Source organism: Kitasatospora sp. NPDC018619 (assembly GCF_044391605.1).
Taxonomy (GTDB): domain Bacteria; phylum Actinomycetota; class Actinomycetes; order Streptomycetales; family Streptomycetaceae; genus Kitasatospora.
On sequence record NZ_JBISAI010000016.1, the window covers coordinates 109,690 to 134,105 of the forward strand.

The 24,416-nt window shown below is 73.8% G+C and carries 21 protein-coding genes and 1 tRNA gene; 4 read left to right on the top strand and 18 right to left on the bottom strand.

Going from position 1 to position 24,416, the window contains the following annotated elements; translation table 11 throughout:
* Positions 1-129 precede the first annotated feature (129 nt).
* On the top strand, positions 130-732 hold the full coding sequence (locus ACH5AR_RS24890; protein ID WP_359827732.1) for a TetR/AcrR family transcriptional regulator: 603 nt from the start codon (positions 130-132) through the stop codon (positions 730-732).
* Positions 733-750: 18 nt separating this feature from the next.
* Here the strand turns inward: ACH5AR_RS24890 and ACH5AR_RS24895 are convergent, their stop codons facing one another.
* On the bottom strand, positions 751-1,548 hold the full coding sequence (locus ACH5AR_RS24895; protein ID WP_396303707.1) for a methyltransferase domain-containing protein: 798 nt from the start codon (positions 1,546-1,548) through the stop codon (positions 751-753).
* Between the two features lie 110 nt (positions 1,549-1,658).
* On the opposite strand from ACH5AR_RS24895, the gene ACH5AR_RS24900 reads away from it, so the two are divergent.
* The gene (locus ACH5AR_RS24900; RefSeq protein ID WP_396303708.1) at positions 1,659-2,156 is read left to right on the top strand and encodes a MarR family winged helix-turn-helix transcriptional regulator; all 498 of its coding nucleotides are present in this window, start codon (positions 1,659-1,661) and stop codon (positions 2,154-2,156) included.
* A gap of 39 nt (positions 2,157-2,195) precedes the next feature.
* Here ACH5AR_RS24900 and ACH5AR_RS24905 read toward each other — a convergent pair whose 3' ends face one another.
* The 5 genes from ACH5AR_RS24905 to ACH5AR_RS24925 form a co-directional block, all read right to left on the bottom strand.
* On the bottom strand, positions 2,196-3,158 hold the full coding sequence (locus tag ACH5AR_RS24905; protein WP_396303709.1) for a LuxR C-terminal-related transcriptional regulator: 963 nt from the start codon (positions 3,156-3,158) through the stop codon (positions 2,196-2,198).
* A 230-nt stretch (positions 3,159-3,388) separates the two neighbouring features.
* The gene (gene galE, locus ACH5AR_RS24910) at positions 3,389-4,351 is read right to left on the bottom strand and encodes a UDP-glucose 4-epimerase GalE (protein WP_396303710.1); all 963 of its coding nucleotides are present in this window, start codon (positions 4,349-4,351) and stop codon (positions 3,389-3,391) included.
* Between the two features lie 143 nt (positions 4,352-4,494).
* On the bottom strand, positions 4,495-5,163 hold the full coding sequence (locus ACH5AR_RS24915; protein WP_396303711.1) for a LuxR C-terminal-related transcriptional regulator: 669 nt from the start codon (positions 5,161-5,163) through the stop codon (positions 4,495-4,497).
* A gap of 205 nt (positions 5,164-5,368) precedes the next feature.
* A tRNA-Thr gene (locus ACH5AR_RS24920) sits at positions 5,369-5,444 on the bottom strand.
* Between the two features lie 82 nt (positions 5,445-5,526).
* A complete protein-coding gene (locus ACH5AR_RS24925) occupies positions 5,527-6,066 on the bottom strand; it encodes a winged helix-turn-helix transcriptional regulator (RefSeq protein WP_396303712.1) in 540 nt (179 codons plus the stop codon).
* Positions 6,067-6,240: 174 nt separating this feature from the next.
* Here ACH5AR_RS24925 and ACH5AR_RS24930 point away from each other — a divergent pair, with 174 nt between their 5' ends.
* A complete protein-coding gene (locus tag ACH5AR_RS24930; RefSeq protein WP_396303713.1) occupies positions 6,241-6,837 on the top strand; it encodes a flavodoxin family protein in 597 nt (198 codons plus the stop codon).
* A gap of 10 nt (positions 6,838-6,847) precedes the next feature.
* On the opposite strand, the gene ACH5AR_RS24935 is transcribed toward ACH5AR_RS24930, so the two are convergent.
* From ACH5AR_RS24935 to ACH5AR_RS24955, 5 genes are all read right to left on the bottom strand, one after another.
* Positions 6,848-8,245 carry an MFS transporter gene (locus ACH5AR_RS24935; protein WP_396303714.1) on the bottom strand — a complete coding sequence of 466 codons (1,398 nt, stop codon included), beginning with the start codon at positions 8,243-8,245 and terminating at the stop codon, positions 6,848-6,850.
* A 142-nt stretch (positions 8,246-8,387) separates the two neighbouring features.
* Positions 8,388-9,689, bottom strand: coding sequence for a type VII secretion-associated serine protease mycosin (mycP, locus tag ACH5AR_RS24940; protein WP_396303715.1), 1,302 nt, complete (start codon positions 9,687-9,689; stop codon positions 8,388-8,390).
* A 72-nt stretch (positions 9,690-9,761) separates the two neighbouring features.
* Entirely contained in the window at positions 9,762-11,141 is a 1,380-nt protein-coding gene (locus ACH5AR_RS24945; RefSeq protein WP_396303716.1) for a S8 family serine peptidase, read from the bottom strand.
* A 98-nt stretch (positions 11,142-11,239) separates the two neighbouring features.
* Positions 11,240-12,892, bottom strand: a complete 1,653-nt coding sequence (locus ACH5AR_RS24950; protein WP_396303717.1) for a WXG100 family type VII secretion target — start codon at positions 12,890-12,892, stop codon at positions 11,240-11,242.
* 43 nt (positions 12,893-12,935) lie between these two features.
* Positions 12,936-13,451: a hypothetical protein gene (locus ACH5AR_RS24955; RefSeq protein ID WP_396303718.1), complete on the bottom strand. Its 516-nt coding sequence runs from the start codon at positions 13,449-13,451 to the stop codon at positions 12,936-12,938.
* Between the two features lie 572 nt (positions 13,452-14,023).
* Here ACH5AR_RS24955 and ACH5AR_RS24960 point away from each other — a divergent pair.
* A complete protein-coding gene (locus ACH5AR_RS24960; protein ID WP_396303719.1) occupies positions 14,024-15,937 on the top strand; it encodes an FUSC family protein in 1,914 nt (637 codons plus the stop codon).
* A gap of 165 nt (positions 15,938-16,102) precedes the next feature.
* Here ACH5AR_RS24960 and ACH5AR_RS24965 read toward each other — a convergent pair whose 3' ends face one another.
* The 7 genes from ACH5AR_RS24965 to rsmI all read right to left on the bottom strand — a co-directional run bounded on the left by ACH5AR_RS24965 (position 16,103) and on the right by rsmI (position 24,362).
* On the bottom strand, positions 16,103-17,977 hold the full coding sequence (locus ACH5AR_RS24965) for an ABC-F family ATP-binding cassette domain-containing protein (protein WP_396303720.1): 1,875 nt from the start codon (positions 17,975-17,977) through the stop codon (positions 16,103-16,105).
* A 312-nt stretch (positions 17,978-18,289) separates the two neighbouring features.
* Entirely contained in the window at positions 18,290-19,207 is a 918-nt protein-coding gene (locus ACH5AR_RS24970; RefSeq protein ID WP_396303721.1) for a 4-(cytidine 5'-diphospho)-2-C-methyl-D-erythritol kinase, read from the bottom strand.
* Positions 19,204-20,097 (bottom strand): 16S rRNA (adenine(1518)-N(6)/adenine(1519)-N(6))-dimethyltransferase RsmA, encoded by an 894-nt coding sequence (gene rsmA, locus ACH5AR_RS24975; protein ID WP_396303722.1) that lies wholly within the window; start codon positions 20,095-20,097, stop codon positions 19,204-19,206. The genes ACH5AR_RS24970 and rsmA overlap by 4 nt, the downstream gene beginning before the upstream one ends.
* A 69-nt stretch (positions 20,098-20,166) precedes the next feature.
* Positions 20,167-21,045, bottom strand: coding sequence for a TatD family hydrolase (locus tag ACH5AR_RS24980; protein WP_396303723.1), 879 nt, complete (start codon positions 21,043-21,045; stop codon positions 20,167-20,169).
* 1 nt (position 21,046) lies between these two features.
* Positions 21,047-22,669: a methionine--tRNA ligase gene (metG, locus tag ACH5AR_RS24985; RefSeq protein WP_396303724.1), complete on the bottom strand. Its 1,623-nt coding sequence runs from the start codon at positions 22,667-22,669 to the stop codon at positions 21,047-21,049.
* A gap of 85 nt (positions 22,670-22,754) precedes the next feature.
* Positions 22,755-23,180 carry a hypothetical protein gene (locus ACH5AR_RS24990; protein ID WP_396303725.1) on the bottom strand — a complete coding sequence of 142 codons (426 nt, stop codon included), beginning with the start codon at positions 23,178-23,180 and terminating at the stop codon, positions 22,755-22,757.
* 312 nt (positions 23,181-23,492) lie between these two features.
* Positions 23,493-24,362 (bottom strand): 16S rRNA (cytidine(1402)-2'-O)-methyltransferase, encoded by an 870-nt coding sequence (gene rsmI / locus ACH5AR_RS24995; protein ID WP_396303726.1) that lies wholly within the window; start codon positions 24,360-24,362, stop codon positions 23,493-23,495.
* Between the last annotated feature and the right edge of the window lie 54 nt (positions 24,363-24,416).

The following is a 24,416-nucleotide window of genomic DNA, read 5'->3' on the forward strand; positions in this document are numbered from 1 at the left end:
TCGCCCGCCACGGCGCCGGCCCGTCCGCGGGCCGCTGCACCGGCGGCCGGCACCGAGGAGGCGGGTCCGGACCGGAGTGCCGGCGGCGCCCCGGCGCCCACCCCGCGCCGCCGGGGCGGCCGGGTCCGGATGACCGGCAAGCAGCGGCGGGAGCAGCTGCTGGAGATCGGCCGGACGGTCTTCGCGGAACGCGGCTACGACGGCACCTCGGTGGAGGAGATCGCCGAGCGCGCCGGGGTCTCCAAGCCCGTGGTGTACGAGCACTTCGGCGGCAAGGAGGGGCTGTACGCGGTGGTCGTCGACCGCGAGATGCAGCTGCTGCTGGACATGGTGACCGGGGCGCTGACCGGCGGGCACTCGCGCGAGCTGCTGGAGCAGGCCGCCTTCGCGCTGATGGACTACATCGACACCTCGACGGACGGCTTCCGGATCCTGGTGCGGGACTCCCCGGTGGCCCAGTCGACCGGCACCTTCGCCTCGCTGATCAGCGACATCGCCACCCAGGTCGAGGACATCCTGGGCCTGGAGTTCAAGTCCCGCGGCTTCGACGCCCGGCTGGCCCCGATGTACTCGCAGATGCTGGTGGGCATGGTCGCGCTGACCGGCCAGTGGTGGCTGGAGGTCCGCAAGCCGGACAAGGCGACGGTGGCGGCGCACCTGGTGAACCTCGCCTGGCACGGGCTGGAGGGCCTGGAGCGGCACCCGAAGCTGGTCGGCGAGCGCAGGGGCTGACCGGCCGTGCCGGGGCCGTCACCGCGACTGCCTGGTCCCGACCGCGAAGATCCGCCGGAACGGGAAGACCGTGCCGTGCGGCCCGGCCGGGTAGGCCTCCCGCAGCAGCCTCCCGTACTCGGCGAGGAAGGCGGAGCGGTCGGCCGGGTCGGTGAGCCGGGTGAGCACCGGGCGCAGGGCGGTGCCCTTGACCCACTCCAGGACCGGGTCCGGCCCCGGCAGCAGGGTGCGGTAGGTGGTCTCCCAGACGTCCGGCCGGCAGCCGGCCTCGGCCAGCGCGTCGAGGTAGCGCTCGGGCGGGTGGACCCCGGCCCGGACGGCCTGTCCGCCGAGCGCGTCCCGCCAGCGGGCGCTGCGGCGCAGGTCGGCGAGCAGGGTGTGGCTGGGGGCGTCGAAGTTGCCGGGCACCTGGAAGGCCAGCACTCCGCCGGCTCCGAGGGCCTCCGCCCAGCGCGGCAGCAGGGCCAGGTGCCCGTCCACCCACTGGAGGGTGGCGTTGGAGACGATCAGGTCGGGCCGGGCCGGGGCCGGGTCGTAGTCGCGGGCGTCGGCGAGCAGGTACTCGGCGTCGGGCTCGCCCTCGGTGCGGGCGGCGGCCAGCATCGGGGCGGAGTTGTCGACGCCGGTGAGCCGGGCGTGCGGCCAGCGCGCGCGCAGCACGGCGGTGGAGTTGCCGGGGCCGCAGCCGATGTCCAGGACCACCTCGGCGCCGGGGTGCGGAAGGGCGGGGACGCGGGCGAGCAGCTCGTGCAGCGGGCGGGTGCGTTCGTCGGCGAAGCGCAGGTACTGCGACGGGTCCCAGACGGGGGCGGCCATGGTTCACCTCGAAGTATCTCGACATCAAGATATCCATCGGTAGCCTTGCTGGCACATTTCTCGATGTCAAGAGACTTCACATCGACACATCCACCGATACACTGATCGTCATGGAGGACGAGGTCGACAGGCTGGTCGCAGCGTGGCGCCGGGAGCGCCCCGACCTCGACGTGGAGCCGCTGGAGGTGCTCAGCCGGGTCAGCCGGCTCGCCCGGCACCTGGACCGCGCCCGCCGTGCCGCCTTCGCCGAGCACGGTCTGGAGCCCTGGGAGTTCGACGTCCTGACCGCCCTGCGGCGGGCCGGCTCCCCGTACCAGCTCTCCCCCGGCCAGCTGCTCACCCAGACCCTGGTCACCTCGGGCACCATGACCAACCGGATCGACCGGCTGACCGGCAAGGGCCTGGTCAAGCGCCTGCCCGACCCGGACGACCGGCGCGGCGTGCTGGTCCGGCTCACCGACGACGGCCGCGACCGCGCCGACCAGGCGCTCGCCGGACTGCTCGCGCACGAGCGGGAACTGCTCGCCCGGCTCAGCTCCGGGCAGCAGAGCGAACTGGCCGCCCTGCTGCGGGTGCTGGTCGCGCCCTTCGACAACATCCCGGGCTGACGGGCGCCTCGCGGCGCGGGAGCCGGACTCCCGCCCGGCTCAGGGCCGTTCGGCGGTGCCGACCACCGACGGCGGCGCGGTCGGCTCGGCGGGGCTGACCCCGGCCCGGCGGGCGACCGCCACGGCCGCCAGCGTGGAGTGCACCCCGAGCTTGCCCAGCACGTTCTGCATGTGCGTCCGGACGGTGTGCGGCGACAGGTAGAGCCGCTCCGCGACGGCCTGCCGGCCGAGGCCGGCGACCATGCAGCGCAGGATCTGCTTCTCCCGAGGGGTCAGCGTGTCCACCAGCCGCTCGCTCTCGGTGCGGTCCCGCCGGGCGGTGGTGAGCTCGCGGATCACCCCGGTGAGCAGCGCGGGCGGCAGGTGGGTCTCGTCCCGCAGCACGCCCCGGACCACCGCGAGCAGCCGGGCCAGCGAGCTCTCCTTGGCCACCCAGCCGGTGGCGCCCGCGTGCAGGGCGCGGGCCGCGCGGTGCGGGTCGTCGGCAGCGGCCAGCACGACGGCGCGCAGCCCGGGGTGGGCGCGCCGGAGCCGTCCGAGCAGGGTGATGCCGTCGGGCGGCGGAGCGGCGGGTCTGAGCTGGTCGCCCCGCAGCGGGTCCACCGCGGCCCGGGCGCCGGGCGGAAACCCGTTCGGCACCGGCGCCCCGGGCGGCGGGGCCGGCCTGCGCGGCTGCGGCAGGGGCGGGGCGGCGCGGCCGCGCCGGGCCTCGTCGCCGTGCTCCGCGCCGGGGCTGCGGCGGGCGGGCCCGAGGCCGACCGCCGGCGCTCCCGGTCCGCCGGGCGGTCCGGCCGCCGCCGCCCCTTCGACGCCGAGATCGGCGTCGATCAGCGCCACGTCGTAGGCCCGGCCCTCGCCGGCCGCACGCTCCAAGGCCCGTTCGGCGGCGGCCGCACTGCCGGCCGCACCCACCTCCACGTCCGGCTCGGCGGCCAGCGCCGCGGCCAGTGCCTCGGCGAAGATCCGGTGGTCGTCGACCACCAGGACGCGAATCCGCGCCATCGTCCCTCCCCCTGCTCACGCCGCCCGAGCCCGGGAGCGGGGACCGGCCCGGCATCCGCGTTGCGGACCCGCCGTTCCGCCCGCCCACCGGCGGCCGGTGAGGCCGAATGGGCGCCGGCCCCCACCGGTACCGCACTCAGCCTACGGGGCGGGAAACGCGCTCGTGGCGATTCGGTGAAGTTTCGTCAGGAGGTGCTCGAGTGGCCGGACTTGGGCGGTCGGCCCCCCGTTCACCGACCGTTCTTCGCCAGGGTGAACGTCCAGGCGTCGGCGACGATCTCGTCCAGGTTCGGACGGCGCGGGGTCCAGCCCAGCGCCTCGTGGGCACGGGCGGCCGAGGCCACCAGCACCGCCGGATCGCCCGCCCGGCGGCCCGCGACCTGCACCGGGATCTCCCGGCCGGTGACGCGCTTGACCGACTCGATCACCTCGCGCACCGAGAAGCCGCTGCCGTTGCCCAGGTTGCAGATCAGGTGCTCGCCCGGCTTCGCCGCGTCCAGCGCCAGCAGGTGCGCCTCGGCCAGGTCGGCGACGTGGATGTAGTCGCGGATGCAGGTGCCGTCCGGCGTCGGGTAGTCGTCGCCGTACACGGCGATGTGCGGGCGCCGGCCCAGCGCGGCCTGGAAGACCAGCGGGATCAGGTGCGACTCGGGGTCGTGCCGCTCGCCGTAGGAGCCGTACGCCCCGGCCACGTTGAAGTAGCGCAGCGAGACGGCGGCCAGGCCGTGGGCGACGGCCTCACTGGTGATCAGGTGGTCCACGGCGAGCTTGGTGGCACCGTAGGTGTTGGTCGGCGCGGTACGGGCCGTCTCGGCGATCGGCACCGCCTCCGGCTCGCCGTAGGTCGCGGCGGTGGAGGAGAACACCAGCGTGCGCACGCCCGCCGCGCGCATCGCACTGATCAGCTCCAGCGAGCCGGCCACGTTGTTGCGCCAGTACTTCTCCGGGTCCGCGACCGACTCGCCGACCTGCGAGGAGGCGGCGAAGTGCAGCACGCCGTCGAAGGAGCCGTCCAGCACCTTGTCGGCCTCCTGGATCCGGCCCTCGACGAAGTCGGCACCGGCCGGGACGCCCTCGCGGAAGCCGGTGGAGAGGTCGTCCAGGACGGTCACCCGGTGCCCCGCCTCCAGGAGGTGGGCGGCGACCACGCTGCCGACGTAGCCGGCGCCACCGGTGACCAGGTACTTACTCATGTTTGCGACCTCCAGCGAACGACGGTCCGCCCGGTCGGGCGGAAGCCGTCGACGGAATGCGTACGACCGGGGGCCATTCTCCCAACCCCGGCCGAGTGCTCCGCACCATGCGCGGGGCCGCCCACCGCCTTCCCACCGACTCCTCAGCCGCCGGCCATCCGCTCCAGCAGGCCGGTGCGCGCCGCCACCGCGGCCGCCTCCAGCCTGGTCCGCGCGCCGAGCTTCATCAGCACCCGCTGGACGTGCGTCCGGGCGGTGCTGGCCGCGATCCGCATCCCGGCCGCGATCGCCGCGGTGTCCTCGCCGTCCGCGATCCTGGCCAGCACCTGCACCTCACGACGGGTCAGCAGCCGCAGCAGCCGCACCGCCTCGTCGTCCGGTTCGGCCGCCGGGCGCAGCAGTTGGTCGAAGGCCCCGCGCAGGATGTCCACCGCCACCGCGGCCTCGCCCGCGCGTGCCCGTCCGATGGCCCGCTCGACCACCTCGATCCGCTCGTCGCTGGGCACGTACCCCGCCGCTCCGGCTGCGAACGCCCCTGCCACACCCCGGAGTTCACCCACCGGTCCGAGCACGATCACGGCCACCTCGGGGCGCTCCCGGCGGATCCGGCGCAGCCCGTCGAAAGCACCCGGATCCCCCGGCGCGGCCACCCCCAGCAGGCACACCTCGGGGCGCCGGCCGACCACCAGGTCGGCGGCGACGCCCGCCGGGGAACCGACCGCGAGCACCCGGTGTCCGCGCAGCTGGAGCGCGGTGGCCAGCGCCTCGGCCAGCAGCCGGTGGTCGTCCACCACGACGAGCCGAACACCCATGACATCCTCCCCGTCGGGGTCCGGCTCGCGCCCGCACCCCTCGGGCGGGCGGCCGATGACGCACCATCACAGCGCATTCCGTACCCGACCCGCTAGGCCGTGGCGTGCCGGGGCGCGGAACCGGCCGGGGGACGCGAGAGGCCCCGCAAACGCGAAGGGCCCCGCAAACGCGAAAGACCCCCGCCGCGAGGCGAGGGTCCATCAGTGGAGCCCCCATGCGGAATCGAACCGCAGACCTTCTCCTTACCATGGAGACGCTCTACCGACTGAGCTATAGGGGCTTGCTCGCTTGCCGGTGTTTCTCCCGGCCGCTCGAACAAGGAAGACATTACACGGCTCCGGGGCCGGAAGGGAAATCGGGCTTCAGCCCTCGTCGTGCGCGGTGTGCGCGTCGTCCGCGGCCCGCGCGGCGGGGGCCGCGGGGGTCGCGGGGGCGCCCTGTGCGGCGTCGAACTCCTCCCGGGCCGCCAGCATCCGCCCGGCCCGGCGCTCCGTCCACCGGCCGACCGGTTCGAGCAGCCCGGCCAGCTCGCGGCCGAGCGGCAGCAGGTCGTAGACCACCCGCGGCGGTGTCTCCGGGAAGACCGTCCGCAGCACCAGTCCGCTGCGCTCCAGGCCGCGCAGCGACTGGGTGAGCATCTTGCGGCTGACCCCGCCGACCCCGCGCTGGAGCTCGGAGAAGCGCTGCGGTCCGGAGAGGTGCAGGCTCGTCAGGATCAGCATCGACCACTTGTCCGCCAGCTCGGCGAACAGCTCCCGGCTGGGGCAGAGCCGCGCGAACACGTCGTACGCCTGCCCGTCCCGGCCGCCTTCCCGCACGTCCAGGGCGGCGCGCCCGTCCTGCGCGCCCGCCTGCGCGGGCCGTCCGCTCCGGGCCGCCCCGGCCGCTCGCTCCGTCGTCATGCATCCAGGGTAGCCCGGCCGGTCTCCGATGCGCCCTTGGTAACCAATGGAGACCTGGTCTATATTCGAAACCGCTCGGGACAGGGGCGCGGCCACCGCGGTGCGCCCGCCCCGTCCCGTCCCCGTGCCTGCCCGTCGGCCTCCCCGGCCCGCGCCCGTCCCCTGGAGCTCCGCATGACCGCCGTCCGTCCCACCGTCGCCCTCGCCTACCACTCCGGCTACGGCCACACCGCCGTGCTCGCCGAGGCCGTCGCCCGTGGCGCCGCCGCCGCGGGTGCCGAGGTCGTCACGATCGCCGTCGACACCATCACCGAGGAGCAGTGGGCCCGGCTGGACGCCGCCGACGCGATCGTCTTCGGCTCCCCCACCTACATGGGCACCGCCTCCGGCGCCTTCCACACCTTCGCCGAGGCCACCAGCAAGCGCTGGTTCACCGACGCCTGGAAGGACAAGGTCGCGGCCGGCTTCACCAACTCCGGCTCCAAGAGCGGCGACAAGGCCGCCACCCTCGGCTTCTTCCAGACCCTCGCCGCCCAGCACGGCATGACCTGGGTCAACCTCGGCCTCAAGCCCGGCTGGAACTCCACCACCAGCTCCGAGAACGACCTCAACCGGCTCGGCTTCTTCTCCGGCGCCGCCGCCTCCTCCCCGGTCGACGCCGGCCCGGAGGGCGTCCACAAGGCCGACATCGCCACCGCCGAACACCTCGGCGAGCGCGTCGCCCGGCACACCGCCGTCCTGCTGGCCGGCCGCGCCGCCCTCGCGGGCTGAGCTCCGCGCCTCAGGCCGCCGGATCCGTCCCCAGCCGGGGCGGCCGGCGGCCTCCGCCTTCCGTCGTCCGGTCCGTTGCGCCGTCCGTTCGGCCGGTCGGCGAGCCGAGCGCCGCACCGGTGTTCTCCGGCAGCGCCCGCAGGCACCCCAGGGCCAGCACGCCCAGCAGCGCCAGGTACCAGCCCACCGGCTGGGCCGTCCCGTACGCCCCGGTCAGCCGGGTCGCGACCAGCGGCGTCGTCGCCCCGCCGACCACCCCGCCCAGGTTGTACGTCAGCGCCGCACCCGTGTAGCGCACCCTGGTCGGGAACAGCTCCGGCAGGAACGCCGCCAACGGTCCGAACACGGCGCCCAGCACCACCATCGCCCCCGCCAGCGCGAGGAACATCAGCGGCCGGCGCACCGTCTCCAACAGCGGGAACAGCACCAGCGACCAGAGTGCGGCCAACCCCGTCGCCCATCCCAGGACCCGCCGCCGTCCCCAGCGGTCACTGCACGAGGCACTCAGCCACACCGTCGCCGCCATCCCCGCCGCCCCCACCAGCAGCATCGACAGCACCAGCGTGCTCGCCACCCCGAGCCCGGTCGTCGCGTACGCCAGCGCGTACGTCGTGGTCAGGTAGAACAGCGCGTACCCGACGGTGATCGCCCCGCAGCCCGCCAGCACCGAACGCCAGTGCCCGCGCAGCACCTCCAGCACCGGCAGCCGCTCCCGGTGCTCCGCCGTCCGGAACAGCGGCGACTCCTCGACCCGCAGCCGCACGAACAGCCCCACCGCGACCATGACGAACGAGCCCAGGAACGGCACCCGCCACCCCCACGACCGGAACGCCCCGTCGTCCAGGCCGAGTTGCAGCGCCAGGAACACCCCGTTCGCCAGCACGAACCCGATCGTCGGCCCCAGCTGCAGGAACCCCCCGTACCGCCCCCGCCGCCCGGCCGGCGCGCTCTCCGCGATCAGCAGCGCCGCCCCGCCCCACTCCCCGCCCAACCCGACGCCCTGACACACCCGCAGCACCACCAGCACCGCCGGCGCCCACCACCCCCACACCCCGTACCCCGGCAGCAACCCCACCGCCGCCGTCGCCAACCCCATCAGCAGCAGCGACACCACCAGCGTCACCTTCCGCCCCACCCGGTCCCCGAAGTGCCCGAACACCACCGCCCCCACCGGCCGGGCCAGGAACGCCACCGCGTACACCGAGAACGCCGCCAACAGCGCCCCCACCGCGCCCAACCCGGGGAAGAACACCGGCCCGAACACCAACGCGGCCGCCGTCCCGTAGATGAAGAAGTCGTAGAACTCGATCGCCGTCCCGATCAGCGCCGCGGCCGCCGCCCGCCGCACCTGCCCGACCTGGCCGCCCTGCCCGTCCTGCCCGTCCCGCCAAGCACCCTCCGCATCCATACCACCACCCTCGCCACCCGGCCACCGGCCCCACCAGCCTCCACCCGAGTGACTCCGGCGCACCCCCGCCACCCCGCGCCCCCACCACGCACGAGGGCGCCGGGGTCCTCCCCCGGCGCCCTCACCTCGGCCGACGCACGCACTACCTCGCGTACGGGTTGTCCTCCGGCGGCACCGGCGGCTGGTACGACGGCGGGGCGGGCGGCGCCGCCCCGAACGGCTGCTGCGCCGGAACCGGCGCGGGCTGCACGACCGGCTTCCGCCGCCTCAGCACGGCGACCACCACACCGACCACCGCCACCAGCCCGACCGCCACACCACCCACGATCGGCAACGTGCTGCTCGAACCCGACGACTTCTCCGCCTTCGGCTCCGCCGACGGCCCACCGGCAGCCACCTCCGTCGGGCTCTCCACCGGGACCGGCACGGCCGACGCGGGACCCGGCGCACTCGACGGAGCCGCCGACGGTGCCACCGCATCGGCCGGCAGCGGCGACACGCCCGCCGGACCGGGATCCCCCGGATCCGTCAGCGCGACTCGAGGCCGTACTGCTCCGTAGCCGACGATGTCGTTGCGGCCTGACCCGTCATTCGGCTTCCCTGCCGTATTGATGAGGACGCGCAGGACCTGATTCGCCGTCCAGTCCGGGTGCACCGACCATACGAGAGCCGCAGATGCCGATACCAGGGCCGTCGCGTCCGACGTTCCATGACTCGTGCAGTACCCGGTAGGACCGGTGCAGGCCTCGATCATGTCCATACCCGGGGCGACAAGGGCAACCTGCGGCCCACGCTCGGACTCGGCAGTGACCGTACCGTTCCGGTCCGAGGCCCCCACCCCGACGACATTGGGCAGGGCTCCCGGGTACTCGACGATGTTCCCGTCGTTTCCGGAGTTTCCGACGCTGGAGACCACCAGTGAGCCCTTGGCCCGGGCCCATGCCAGGGTCCTGTTCAGCTTCTCCAGATCAGCTGAGGAAGTCGTGACTGCGGCAGTTCCCTGCGAGATGTTGATGACCTTGGCGCCCTGCTCGACCGCATAGGTGACGGCCTGCCCGATCTGGTCCAGGAATTCGGCCGTGACCACACCCCGCTCGGATCCGTTGGCGATCTTCAGCGGGAGGATCTTGGCGCCAGGGGCAAGACCGTAGGCCCCCTTGCCCCCGTCGGACTTCCCGGTGCCCGCGATGAGGCTGGCCATCTGGGTACCGTGGCCGTTCGCATAGGCCCCGACCCCGCCCGGGCTTCCGCTGAAATCCTTGCCCTGAAGGTACTGGCCGACCAGATCCGGGTGATCCAGTTTGAAGCCGCCATCGATGACGGCAACGGTGACGTTGTCCCCCTTGGAAATTTTCCACATCTCCGGGGCATGCATGGCATCGAGATGCCACTGGTTCGCACGGATCGATCCGTCGGCAACAGCCGGCGTCACCGTGGTCGCCACGGCAAACAGGCTCACCGCCCCAAGCGCCACAAGCCGACGGACCCACATTCCGCTCTCTCCCGCCAACGTCGACTACCTCGCGTACGGGTTGTCCTCCGGCGGCACCGGCGGCTGGTACGACGGCGGGGCGGGCGGCGCCGCCCCGAACGGCTGCTGCGCCGGAACCGGCGCCGGCTGCACGACCGACTTCCGCCGCCGCAGCACGGCGACCACCACACCGACCACCGCCACCAGCCCGACCGCCACACCACCCACGATCGGCAACGCGCTGCTCGAACCCGACGACTTCTCCGCCTTCGGCTCCGCCGACGGCCCACCGGCAGCCACCTCCGTCGGGCTCTCCGCCGGGACCGGCACGGCCGACGCAGGAGCAGCCGCACTTCCAGACGGCTGCGGAGCCGCCGACGGCTCAGCGACATCAGCCGGAAGCGGCGACACGCCCGCCGGACCCGGATCCCCCGGATCCGTCAATGCGACACGCGGCCGCACCGCACCCCAACCAGCGTCATCCGTGCGGACCGTTCCGCCGTTCGGCCTGCTCGCCGTGTTGATGAGGACCCGCAGAATCTGGTTCGGAGACCAATCCGGATGAACCGACCAGATCAACGCCGCCGAAGCGGAAGCCAATGCCGTCGCATCCGATGTCCCGTGGCCCTTGCAATACCCGGACGGGGTCGTACAGGCTCCGATCGTGTCCATCCCGGGAGCGACAAGCGCCACCTGAGGCCCGAAAGAGGATTCCGATGTCACGGCTCCATTGCGGTCAACCGCACCGACGCCGACAACATTGGGGAGAGCCCCGGGATAGTCGATCGGGTTCCCTGACTGCGCCTCGTTCCCCGCTGCTGCGAAGACCAACGAGCCCCTCGCCCGCGCAGACGCAAGAATGCGATTCAGCTTGGCTACATTCTCTTGGGTGGCGGTGACAGAGTTCATTCCTTGGGAGATGCTGATGACCTTGGCACCTTGGTCGACAGCATAGGTGACTGCCTTCCCGACCTGATCCAGGAAGTCGGCCGAGACGAGACTCCCCGCCGAGCCATTGTTGATCTTCAGAGGCAGGATCTTGACCTCTGGTGCCAGCCCGTACGCACCCTTACCCCCGTTGGCCTTTCCGGTGCCCGCGATGAGACCAGCCATCAGAGTGCCGTGGGGATCACCGTAGGACCCGACCCCACCCGGGCTCCCGCTGAAGTCCTGCCCTGGTAGGAACTGCCCCGCCAGATCCGGGTGGTCCAGCTTGAAGCCACCGTCGACTACCGCAACCGTGATGCCCCGGCCTTTGGAGACTTGCCACATCTCAGACGCGTGCATGGCGTCCAGATGCCATTGATCCGCACGGATCGAATCCGCTGCAGCCGCCGGCAGTACCGCTGGACCTGCCAGGATCCCTCCGGCCAGGAAAGCCGCAGCAAACCCCCGACCGCGTACTCCCGACGTCGTCCGCCCCATCACAGCTCCTCGTCAATGTCCCCGTCGGCAAGACCAGTGCCCTGAACGTGACTGCCCGGCCACCGGGGTTGCCCCGTGGCCGGGCAGTCGTCGCCGTCCTACTCAATCACGTCCGGGTTGCTGTGCGGCGTACCGCTGGTCCAGGTCTCCTCGTCCTCGTGCAGGTAGTCGGCCCGCTTGCGGCGGTCGCGCTCCTTCCGGCTGCCGTGACCCGCCGTTCCGGGCGCCATCATGCCGTTCTGCCTGCTCTGGGGGCCGGTCTCACCAGCACCCGCCGCACGGTTGCGCAGGCCGGTGCCTCCCGGTGTGAACTCCCCGCCGGCCGTCGGGCCCTTGCGGCCGCCGACCGTACCGCCGGGTGTCGAGGTCAGGCCCCGACCACGCGAACCGCCGCCGGCACCGACCGCACCGCCGTGGGCGCCGCCCATCCCGGGGTGCATGCCGCCCATGGCGCCGGGCCCACCGACCCGGCCGCCGGCCGGCCCCGCCTCGCGGGCACCGAAGACCGTCCCGCTGGGCAGGCCCGGGGAACCGCCCTTCCCCTGCGCCTGGCCACCGCCGAACGGGCTCGTGCGCGGCTGGATCTGGCCGCCGCCCTTGCCGGAGAAGTACCCGCTGCCGCCGCCCTTGCCCGGGACCGTGCCGCCGCCCGTTCCGCCGGGGATGCCGGTGACCGGTCCGCCGCCGGGGATGCCGGGTCCGTTGTTCGAGCCGCCCGGCCCGCCCGGGTAGCCGGGCAGGGTGGTCGGTCCGTCCGTCGGCAGCTGGCCGCCACCGGGGCCGTACGGGCCGGTCTGCGTCGGCAGGGTCGGCGCGGGCGGCAGGCTGTTGAGGTCGGTGCCCGGGCGGTTCACCGGCTCCGACGGGTACGACGGCGGGGACGGGGTCCCCGGGTCCTGCGGGGCAGGCGGCAGCTGCCCCCCGCCACCGTGCGGCGGGGGCGGGGTGTTGCCCGGGTTGCCCGGGCCGGGGCCGCCCGCTCCCGGGTCGCGGGGCAGGACCGTGCCGCCGCCGTAGCCGCCCCCACCGGAGGGGCGGGAGCTGTCACCGACACTTCCGCCGCCCGTACGCGGGGTGCGGACGACACCTCCAGAGCCGCCACTGCCACCACCGCTGCCCGGATAGTCCGGGGAATCACCCTTGTTGCTGTCAGCACCCGGTGTCCCCGGCAGCGACACGTTGTCGTCGATCCCGTTCAGCGTCGTGGTTGCCGCACTGTACGCCTGGGCCAGCTTCTCCATCTGGAGAATGGCCTCCTGGTGCTCCTTCTCGACCTTCGCCTTGGCCTGATTGAACTCCGCCGTCGTCACCCACTTGGGGTTCACGGTCTTCATGTAGTCGTCGACGGTCTGGCCGACGGCAAGCTGGGGGACGTTGAGCAGGGTCGACTGGCTGCTGTGCCTGTTGATCGTCTGGATCTCGGTCTCCGGCGGCTTCGGCACCGCGGACCGGGCGGTGCTGAGCGCCTCGCCTGCCTGGTTCATCGCGCTGCCGGCGGTCGTGGCGTGCTGGGAAATGATCGCCGCGGACTTGTACAGGTTGCCGACCCACGTCTTGAAGTTCTCGGCCGCCGGCCCTTCCCAGGTGACCTTGCCCAGGTGCGCCTGAAGGGCCGTGCTGAGCTCCGACAGGACGCGACCGGCATCCTGAAGCTGACCGGCTCGTTTCAGCACCTCCGCCGGCTTCGCGCCGTCGACCATTCCCTTGAGCACGGCGTGGTCGATGTCGCCGAAGTCTGTTGTTCCTGCCATAGTTTGCTCCCCGTCTCCCCGTTGGTCTCTCCCCGCACCGCTGTCAGAAGTTCATGTCCTTGGACTTCGGTGCCGTTCCGCTCGATCCCGTGGACGGCGAGGTGACGCCCGCGTCCTTCGCCACCGCGTTCTGGGCGGCCGTCGTCTCGTCCTCGTTGCTCGCGTACGAGTTGGCCGTCTTGGCCACCGCCGTCGTCATCTGCTCGATCTGGGACACGAAGTCCTTGTGGAGCTTGACGAGCTGCTCGTGCACCTTGCTGTAGGCCGTGTTCAGAGCCACTGCCTCCGGGAACTTCCCGGCATCCGCCCCGTTGACGAAGCTGCCCTGGCTGACCTTCTGCTCCTGGAGCTTGTACGGCGCGGCCGCCGAGCCCTCCATCGCGGCGAGCAGGGCTTCCACCTTCCCGGCGAACGTCTTGAGCGTGTCGAGCTCGACCTGGACGTCCTGCTTGCCGAAGGCCGCCACCAGGTCGCTGGCGCTGACGTTCGTCTGCACCTTGCTGACGATGGGGGCGATGTTGACCACGCCGAACGGCCACGGAAGCGGCTGGTCCAGCATGAACGGCGCCGTGTCGGCCGAAGACGCCTGGCCCTGCGGGTCGCCGCCCGACGCGCCGGGCGCCGGGCTGCCCGAAGGCGAGGGCGAAGGACTCGGCGACGGGCTGGCCGAAGGGCTCGGAGCCGGGCTCGGCGAAGGGCTCGGCGAAGGACTGGGCGACGGGCTCGGCGAAGGACTCGCCGAGGGCGCCGGCGTGGGACCGGGCGACGGACTGGCCGAAGGGGTCGGCGTCCCCGAACTAGTTGCATTGCCTGCCACAGCAGTCCACCTCTCCCCCGTACGGTCCGCCGCGCCCGGGCCCCCCGGGCGGCTACGGGCCGCGACACACCGTCAACTTCTGGTACGTACCGTCCTGGTCGGACACCGTCCGCGCCGGGGACGGATTCCGCCTCCGTCATGGTAGCCACCACCCCTGTCGGACCGGCAGGGACCTTGGCCCGCCCGTAAGCGATCGGTACGAACTTGACATGCAGGGCGCCGTGGCGGCCCCTGGGTAGACTGGCCCGGTACGCCCCATCTGCCGCGCAATGTCGCACAGCAGCGACCCGAGGCCGCAGAACGGACGTGACCGCGTGAGCTCCTCCGACGTCTCCTCCTCCCCCTGGTGGGCGCGGGCCGCGCGGCCCGCGCGGCCGCCGGTGCCGGTCGCGCTCATGGTGCGGGCCGCGGTGGGCATGGCGGTGCCGCTGACCGTGGGGCTGCTGGCGCACCGGCTGGACCTGGGGGTGTTCGCCGGGCTCGGGGCGATGCACGCGACGATGAACGACCGAGCCGAGCCGGGCAGGTTGCGGGCCGCGCGGATCGGGACGGCGGTGCTCGCCTCCACGCTCGGCATGCTGATCGGTACCGCCCTCCAGCACGCCGACGCGGACGGCCCGCTGCTGGGGGCGGTGCTGACGCTGACCGCCTTCGTGTCGGGCGCGCTGAGCGCGACCGGGCCGCGCGGCTCGGCGGCCGGGATGCTGCTGCTGGTGTCGGCGGCACTGGGCAGCGGGATGCCGCTGCCGCAGCCGTGGTGGGCGGCCGCGCCGATGCTGCCGGTCGGGGCCGCGTTCGTGGTGCTGCTCGGGCTGCCGGCGGGTGGGCCGAGCCGGCCCGCCGCGGATCCGCGCAACCGGGCGCTGGCCGCCGCGTACGACGCGCTGGGCCGTACGCTCGCCGATCTGGGCGGCCCGCGGGCGGCGGCCTCGCGCCAGGTGCTGACGGCCCGGCTGAACCAGCTCCAGGACCTCCTCCGGACGGGCCCCGGCGGCGCCCCGGACCGCCGGGCCCGGATGTACGAGGCGGCCCTCGCCGCCACCGAGGCGGCGACCGGCCTGCTGTGGGCCCGCCGGCCGGTCCCGCCGGAGGTGGCCGAGGTGCCGGGCCGGCTGGCGGCCGCCGTGCGGCAGGGCGGCGGCGAGGTCGCCGTCCCCGACTGGCGGCCCGACACCCCCTCGCGGCAGGCGCTGGACGTGGCCCTGCGGGCCGCCGCCGACACCGTGGCCGGGCGTGCGGCCCGGATCGGCACCGCCCCCGCGCCGCCGCCGGACCCGTGGCGGCTGCGGGCGCGGCTGCTGTCCCGGGGGTCGGTGCGGTACGGGCTGCGGGTCGCGCTGTGCATCGCGGCCGGCTCGGTGGTCACCGCCAACTACCCGCTCAGCAAGAGCTACTGGGTGCCCATGACGATCGCCTTCGTGCTCAAGCCGGACCTCGGCTCGGTGTTCCTGCGCGCGGTGAGCCGCTCGGTCGGCACGGTGCTCGGGGTGGCGGTGACCGCGGCACTGCTCACGGCCGCCACCGACGAGTGGGCGCTGACCGCGATGGCCGCCGGCTGCGTGGCCTTGCTGCCGTACGCCACGGCGGCGCACTACGGGCTGAACACCGTGGTGATGACGCCGATGGCGCTGGTCCTGCTCCAGCTCGGCGGACAGAGCAGCGCCGCCGAGTTCTGGCCGCGGGTCCTGGACACCGTCCTGGCCAGCGCGATCGTCCTGCTCTTCGGCTACCTGCTGTGGCCGGAGCGCCCGCGCCACCGGATCGAGCCCAGGCTGGTGGACGCGGCGACGGCCCTGCGGGCGTACCTCGACGCCGTCGCCGGTACGGCCGACGGCACCGGCGACGCCGCCGCCCAGGTGTGGCTGCGCCGTACGGCCTACCGGTCGCTGGCGGACGCCCGCCGGGAGGTCCGGCAGGGCCTGGCCGAGCCGCCGCCCACCGGCCGGCTCGCGGAGCGGTGGCTGCCGGCGACGGCGGCGCTGGAGCGGCTGGGCGGCGCGGTGGCGGCCTTCGCGGCGCAGATCAGGTACGGCGGCCGGGTGCCGGACCCGGCGGAGGCCGACCGGGTGCGGCGGGCGCTGGACGAACTGACCGCCGCCGCCCGGGCGCACCGCCCTCCGACGGTCCCGGCGGCCGGGCCGACCGCCCCGCACGACCCGACCCGCAGCGCGCTGGGCCGTGCGGCGGAGGAGCTCGAAACGCTCCTCCGCGGCCGACCCCAGGCGTGACCCCGCCGGCCCGCCCCACCCGCACCCGGCCCGCCCGCACCCGGCCCGCCCCACCAGGGAAGCACCCGGCCCCCGGGCCCGGACCGCCCCACCCGGACCGCCCCACCCGGAACCACCCGGCGGGAACCACCCGGCGGGAAGCGCCCGGCGGGAAGCGCCCCCGGATCAGACCTGCTCGGCCAGCTCCAGCCAGCTCATCTCCAGCTCCTCCTTCTCGTCCCGGACCGCGCGCAGCTGCGCGTCCAGCTCCGCGACCTTGGAGAAGTCGGCGGCGTGCTCGGCGAGTTGGGCGTGCAGCTTGGACTCCTTGTCGTCCAGCTTGGCGATCTGCCGCTCCAGCTTCTGCATCTCCTTCTTCGCCGCCCGCAGGTCCCCGCCGGACAGCGCGGGAGCCGCGCCGCCGCCCGCCGACGCAGCCGAAGCCCCCGACGCCCCCGCACCGCCCGAGCCACCGGAAGCCCCGGCCCCACCGGAACCCCCCGAGGCCGCGGCAGCGGCCGCGGCGGCCATCGCCGCCCGGCGCTCCAGGTACTCGTCCACGCCGTTCGGCAGCATCCGCATCTTCTTGTCGCCGAGCAGCGCGTAGACGGTGTCCGTGGTGCGCTCGACGAAGAACCGGTCGTGGCTGATGACGATCATCGAGCCCGGCCAGCCGTCGAGCAGGTCCTCCAGCTGGTTGAGGGTCTCGATGTCCAGGTCGTTGGTGGGCTCGTCCAGGAACAGCACGTTGGGCTCGTCCATCAGCAGCCGCAGCAGCTGGAGCCGGCGCCGCTCGCCGCCGGAGAGGTCGCCGACCGGCGTCCACTGCTTGTCCCTGCCGAAGCCGAACTGCTCGCACAGCTGCCCGGCGCTCATCTCCCGGCCCTTGCCGAGGTCGACCCGCGAGCGGACCTGCTCGACGGCCTGGAGCACCCGGGTCGCCGGGGCCAGCTCGGCGACCTCCTGGGACAGGTAGGCGAGCCGCACGGTCTTGCCGACCTTGATGACGCCCGAGGCCGGCTGGACGTCGCCCTCGGAGGTGTACGCGTCGCGCATCGCGCGCAGCAGCGAGGTCTTGCCCGCGCCGTTGACGCCGAGCAGGCCGATCCGGTCGCCGGGGCCGAGCTGCCAGGTGATGTTCTCCAGCAGCAGCTTCGGGCCGGCCGTGACGGTCACGCCCTCCAGGTCGAAGACGGTCTTCCCGAGCCGGGCGTTGGCGAACTTCATCAGCTCGGACTTGTCCCGCGGCTCCGGCACGTCCGCGATCAGGGCGTTGGCGGCCTCGATCCGGTAGCGCGGCTTGGAGGTGCGGGCCGGGGCACCGCGGCGCAGCCAGGCCAGCTCCTTGCGGGCCATGTTCTGGCGCTTCTGCTCCTCGACGGCCTCGATCCGGGAGCGCTCGGCGCGGGCGAAGACGTAGTCGGAGTAGCCGCCCTCGTACTCGTGCACCTCGCCGTGCTGGACGTCCCACATCCGGGTGCAGACCTGGTCGAGGAACCAGCGGTCGTGGGTGACGCAGACGAGCGCGGAGCGGCGCTTCTGGAGGTGCTGGGCGAGCCAGTTGATGCCCTCGACGTCCAGGTGGTTGGTGGGCTCGTCCAGGATGATCAGTTCGGGCGAGCCGAGCAGCAGCTTGGCGAGGGCGATCCGGCGGCGCTCACCGCCGGAGAGCGGGCCGATGACGGTGTCCAGGCCGTCCGCGAAGCCGGGCAGGTCGAGGCCGCCGAAGAGGCCCTCGATGATGTCGCGGATGCGGGCGTCGCCGAGCCACTCGTGGTCGGCGCGGTCGGCGATGACCTCGTGCCGGATGGTGGCCTTCGGGTCGAGGGAGTCGTGCTGGGTGAGGACGGCGGGCTCCAGGCCGCCGTTCCAGGTGATCCGGCCGCCGTCGGGCTCCTCCAGCTTGGCGAGCATCCGGATCAGGGTGGTCTTGCCGTCACCGTTGCGGCCGACGACGCCGATCCGGTCGCCCTCGCTGACGCCCAGGCTGACCGCGTCCAGCAGGGTGCGGGTGCCGTAGACCTTCGTGACGGACTCGATGGTGGCGAGGTTGACGGCCACGTGTGCTGCGCTCCTGGGTTCGGCGGTCTCGGGGCGGTCCGCCGCTCGACGGCCGGGCGCCCCTGTCGGGGACACCCCGATCTCCCCAGCCTAATGGGCCCGCCGGAGCGGCTTCACCGCCTCGGCCGCCGTGGAGCCCGCGAAGCCCCCCACCCCCGGAGCCCGCGAAGCCCCCCACCCCCGGAGCCCGCGCAGCCCCCACCCGAGGACGTCCGCCCGAGCCCCCACCGAAGGACACCCGCCCGCGAAGCCCCCACCGAAGGACGACCACCGGAAGGACACCACCCGAAGGGCACCCCCGGAACGGCCCCCTCAGCCCACGAGCCCCGCCCCCGGCACCGGCCCGTACGTGGCGTGCGCCGCCCGGCAGGTGCCGGAGGCCCGCAGCGCCGAGGCCACCGCGGCCGCCGCCTCGGCGTCCTTGGCCAGGAAGGCGCAGGTCGGCCCCGAGCCGGAGACCAACGCCCCGAGCGCGCCCGCCTCGGTGCCGGCCCGCAGGGTCGCCGCGAGCGCGGGGCGCAGCGAGAGCGCCGCGGGCTGGAGGTCGTTGGCGAGCGCGGCGGCCAGGGCGACGGCGTCGCCCTCGGCCAGGGCGGCGAGCAGCGCCGGGTCGGCGTCCGGGGTGGGGACGTCGGTGGCGCTGGAGCCGGTGCCGGCCTCCTCGCGCAGCCGGTCGCACTCGCGGAACACGGCGGGGGTGGACAGGCCGCCCTCGGCGACCGCGAAGACCCAGTGGAAGGTGCCCTCGACGGCCAGCGGTTCCAGGATCTCGCCCCGGCCACGGCCGAGGGCGACGCCGCCGAGCAGGGCGAACGGCACGTCGGAGCCGAGTTCGGCGGCCAGCTCCAGCAGCACCGGCAGCGGGGTGTCCAGCTGCCAGAGCGCGTCGCAGGCGACCAGTGCGGCGGCGCCGTCGGCGCTGCCGCCGGCCATGCCGCCGGCCACCGGGATGGCCTTGGCGATGTGGAGGTGCACGCCGGGGTCGGCGATGCCGTGGTGGGCGGCGAGCAGCCGGGCGGCGCGGGCGGCGAGGTTGCTGTCGTCCAGCGGGACGACGGCGGCGTCCGGCCCGGAGCAGCTGAGCGTCACGCCCCGGCCCGCGGTGGCGGTGACCTCGTCGCCGAGGGCGACGGCGAAGAAGACGTTGGCCAGGTCGTGGAAGCCGTCGGCGCGCAGACCGCCGACCCCGAGCTGGACGTTGACCTTGGCCGGTACCCGTACGGTGATCACTCGCTGTCCTCGGCGGGTCCGTGGCCGGGCCTGTGCTCGGCGATCGCGGCGAACTGCTCCACGGTCAGCATCTCGCCGCGCAGCTTGTGGTCGATGCCGGCCGCCGCGAGCGCCTGCTCGGCCCCGGCGGCGGAGCCGGCCCAGCCGGCCAGCGCGGCGCGCAGGGTCTTGCGCCGCTGGGCGAACGCGGCGTCGACCACCGCGAAGACCTCCTCGCGGCTGGCGCTGGTCCTCGGCGGTTCGCGGCGGATCAGCGAGACCAGCCCGGAGTCGACGTTGGGGGCGGGCCAGAACACGTTGCGCCCGATGGCGCCGGCCCGCTTCACCTCGGCGTACCAGTTGGCCTTCACCGACGGCACGCCGTACACCTTGTTGCCCGGCTTGGCGGCGAGCCGGTCGGCGACCTCGCTCTGCACCATGACCAGGGTCCGCTCGATGCTGGGGAAGGTCGCCAGCATGTGCAGCAGGACGGGCACCGCGACGTTGTACGGGAGGTTGGCGACGAGCGCGGTGGGCGCCGGGCCGGGCAGCTCGGTGACCTCCATGGCGTCGCTGGGCACCAGGTCGAAGGCGTCCGCCTTGCCGGGCATCCGGGCGGCGACGGTGTCCGGCAGGTGCCGCGCCAGCACCGGGTCGATCTCGACCGCGGTGACGTGCCGCGCGACCTCCAGCAGCGCCAGCGTGAGCGAGCCGAGCCCGGGCCCGACCTCCACCACCGCGTCCTGCTCCGTCACGTCGGCGGCCCGGACGATCCGCCGCACGGTGTTGCCGTCGATGACGAAGTTCTGCCCGCGCTGCTTGGTCGGCTTGACGCCGAACGCGGCGGCCAGCTCCCGGATGTCGGCGGCGCCCAGCAGGTGGCTGTCAGGGGTGGGGTCGGTGGTGCTCACGCGCCAAGGATACGGGCGCGGGGGCCGCCGTCCGGACGCGCCGATCCGGACGGGGCCCCGGCCGCGGGTTCAGTAGTCGAAGGCCCGGGCGGTGTTGGCCGCGATGGCCGCGGACAGCTCGTCCTCGGCCAGGCCCAGGGTGGCGGCCATCGAGCGCACCGTGACCGGGATCAGGTACGGCGCGTTCGGGCGGCCGCGGTAGGGGTGCGGGGTGAGGAACGGGGCGTCGGTCTCGACCAGGATCCGGTCCAGCGGGGTGGCGAGCAGGGCGTCGCGCAGCGGCTGGTTGGCCTTGAAGGTGACGGGGCCGGCGAACGAGAGGTACCAGCCGTGCTCGGCGCAGGTCCTGGCCATCTCCGCGTCGCCGGAGTAGCAGTGGAAGACGGTCCGCTCCGGCGCGCCCTGCGCCAGCAGGACGGCGATGACGTCCTCGTGGGCGTCCCGGTCGTGGATGACCAGGGCCTTGCCGTGCCGCTTGGCCATCTCGATGTGGCGGCGGAACGACTCCTTCTGGATCTCCACGCCCTCCGGGCCGGTGCGGAAGTAGTCCAGGCCGGTCTCGCCGACCGCGCGCACCTGCGGCAGGGCGGCGAGCCGGTCGATCTCGGCGAGCGCCTCCTCCAGCGCGGCGGCCCCGCCGGCCGTGCGCTGCTGCCCGGACCAGCCGTCGGCGTCCCCGAGGAAGATCCGCGGCGCCTCGTTGGGGTGCAGGGCGACGGCCGCGTGCACCTGCTCGTACCGCGCCGCCAGTTCGGCGGCCCAGCGCGAGCCGGGCACGTCGCAGCCCACCTGGACCACCGTGGTGACCCCGACCGAGGCGGCCTTGGCCAGGCCCTCGGCCGGGGTGCCGGACTGCATGTCCAGGTGGGTGTGCGAGTCGGCCACCGCCACGGCCAGGGGCTCCGGCAGCGGCGGCGGGGTCGACCGGGCGTCGTCCTTGGCGGCCATGTCAGGCGGTCGGCTTCTCTTCGAGGCGGGGGAAGAGGATCTCGCCCTTGGTGACGGTGGCGCCGACGGGCAGCCGGCCCCAGTCGGCCGTGGTGGCGATGGTCTGCGCGGCGAGCGCGCCCAGCCCGGCGGCGTCGGCGCCCAGCGAGGCCCACAGCTTCTCGGCGGTGGACGGCATCACCGGGTTGAGCAGCACGGCGGTGGCCCGCAGCGCCTCGGCGGCGGTGTAGAGGATGGTGGCCAGGCGGGCCCGGCCCTCGGCCGAGTCGTCCTTGGCGACCTTCCAGGGCTCCTGCTCGGTGAGGTAGCCGTTGACCTGCTTGACGAACTCGAAGATCGCCGCGATGCCGCCGGCGAAGTCCAGCTCCTCGCCGATCTTCCGGTCGGCCGCGGCGACGGCCCTGGTCAGCCCGTCCGCGACGGCCTGCTCGGCGGCACCGGCGGCGGTGGCGGCGGGCAGCACCCCGTCGAAGTACTTGCCGACCATCGCGGCGACCCGGGAGGCCAGGTTGCCGAAGTCGTTGGCCAGCTCCGAGGTGTACCGGGCGGTGAAGTCCTCCCAGGAGAACGAGCCGTCGGTGCCGAACGGGATCGCCCGCAGGAAGTAGTAGCGGTAGGCGTCCACGCCGAAGTGCGAGGTCAGGTCGGTGGGCGCGATGCCGGTCAGGTTGGACTTGGACATCTTCTCGCCGCCGACCATCAGCCAGCCGTTGGCCACGACCCGCTTGGGCAGCGGCAGCCCGGCGGCCATCAGCATGGCGGGCCAGATGACGGCGTGGAACCGCAGGATGTCCTTGCCGACCAGGTGGACGGAGGCGGGCCACAGCTCGGCGAAGCGCTCCGGGTCGCTGCCGTAGCCGGCCGCGGTGATGTAGTTCTGCAGCGCGTCCACCCACACGTAGAGGACGTGCTTCTCGTCCCAGGGCAGCGGCACGCCCCAGTCGAAGGTGGAGCGGGAGATCGAGAGGTCCTTGAGGTCCTGCTCGACGAAGCGCAGCACCTCGTTGCGGGCCGAGGCGGGCTGGATGAAGTCGGGGTTCGCCGCGTAGAACTCCAGCAGCTGCGGGCCGTAGGCGGAGAGCCGGAAGAAGTAGTTCTCCTCCTCCAGCCACTCGACCGGCCTCTTGTGCACGGCGCAGAGCTTCTCGTCGGCCGTCGCGCCGTCGAGCAGCTCGGACGGGAGCTTGAACTCCTCGCAGCCGACGCAGTACGGGCCGGAGTAGCCGCCCTTGTAGATCTCGCCCTTGTCGAACAGGTCCTGGACGAACTCCTGCACCCGGGCGGTGTGCCGCTCCTCGGTGGTGCGGATGAAGTCGTCATTGGCGATCTCCAGGTGCTGCCAGAGCGGCTTCCAGGCCTCCTCGACCAGCTTGTCGCACCACTCCTGGGGGCTGACGCCGTTCGCCTCGGCGGTCCGCATGATCTTCTGGCCGTGCTCGTCGGTACCGGTCAGGTACCACACCTTCTCGCCGCGCTGGCGGTGCCAGCGGGTGAGGACGTCGCCCGCCACGGTGGTGTACGCGTGGCCCAGGTGCGGGCGATCGTTGACGTAGTAGATCGGGGTGGAAACGTAGTACGTCGAGGCGCTCGCCCCGGTGGTGCTGTGGTCTGCAGTGGCCGCCATGGTCGGAAAGCTTAGTCGGGCTCGCGGTCCGCCCTCGACCGAGTTGTCCCCGGTCGGGGGCGGCCGCTCCCTCCTCGCCCCGGTGTCAGCCCAGCAGCCGCGACCAGAACCGGGCCCAGCGTCCGCGCGGCCGGGCGGGCTCGGCCACCGCGGGCGCCCCGGCCGGCTCGGCGTGCGCCGGGTAGCCGGGGGCGTGCTGCCAGGCCTGGTCGGCGGAGGCCACCCGGCCCTCGCGCATGATCCGCACGGTGTGTCCTCCGCAGCCCGGGCAGGTCGGCTTGAGCAGCGGGGACGGTACCCGGACACCGTTGGCGTGGTACTCGAACACGACGTGCCCGTCCTTGGAGACGTGGTGCTCGATGTCGTACGCCTGCTCCCAGCCGTACCCGCAGCGCAGGCACGCGAAGGAGTAGGCCTCCCGTACGGTCTCGACGGGAGTGTGCGGCCGGCCGGCCAGGCCGGCGGTGCTCAGTGCGCTGCCACTGCGGGGGCTGCCGACGATGTCGCTCATGCGCCCACCTCGCTTCGCTCGCCGGCCGCTTCGCGGAACGCGCACCTCGTGTCGGGTCGCTCGCTGCGCTCGCTCATTGCCGTCTCCCAGCGCCCGCCGGACGCTCGTCCGGCTGGGTCTTTCCGTTCCAGGAAATGCCCGGACCGCCCCGGCCGATGCCCCGCTTGTGAAGACTTGGATGGGCGTTGGTCAGACCTATACGAAAATCCTCGCAGGGGCCGGAATCCGCGGTCGAAACTTCAGCTCGACGGGTGTTTACCGGGGCCTTCTCTCCACGGTACGACGCCCCGTGAGCAACGCAACCCCCGTGGTTCACCCCCGTCCCGGGGCTCCCCCGAGGGCCTCCTTCTTCGCCGCCACGACCGCGTCGAAGACCTCCCGCTTGGGCAGCGAGAGCTCCGCCGCGACGGCCGCGATGGCCTCCTTGCGGCGCTCCCCGGCCTCCTCCCGGACGGCCACCAGCCGGGCCAGCTCGGCCGGGGTCAGCTCCTGCGGCGCGGCCGGCGGGGCGCCGGCCACCACGACGGTGATCTCGCCCTTGACGCCCTGGGCCGCCCAGGCCGCCAGCTCGCCGAGCGGCCCGCGCCTGACCTCCTCGTAGGTCTTGGTGAGCTCCCGGCAGACGGCGGCCGGGCGCTGCGGCCCGAACGCCTCGGCCATCGCCGCCAGCGCCTCGGCGATCCGGTGCGGCGCCTCGAAGAACACCATGGTGCGCGGTTCGGCCGCGATGGTGGCCAGCTGCCGGGAGCGGTCGCCGCTCTTGCGCGGCAGGAAGCCCTCGAAGGTGAAGCGGTCCACCGGCAGGCCGGACAGCGCGAGCGCGGTGAGCACCGCCGAGGGCCCGGGCACCGCGGTGACCTTGACGTCGGCGGCCACGGCGGCGGCGACCAGCCGGTACCCGGGGTCGGAGACCGAGGGCATGCCGGCGTCGGTCACCAGCAGCACCCGGGCGCCGCCGAGCAGCGCCTCGACCAGTTCGGGGGTGCGTCCGACCTCGTTGCCCTCGAAGTAGGAGACCACCCGCCCGGCGGGGGTCACCCCGAGCGCCTGGGTGAGCCGGCGCAGCCGCCGGGTGTCCTCGGCGGCGATCACGTCCGCCGTGGCCAGTTCGTCGACCAGCCTGGGCGGGGCGTCCGCGACGTCGCCGATGGGGGTGCCTGCGAGAACGAGTACTCCTGTCACGGTCCCCATCCTCGCAGCTGCCGGGGGCCCGGGGCTTTTGGTGACGTTTCGGTC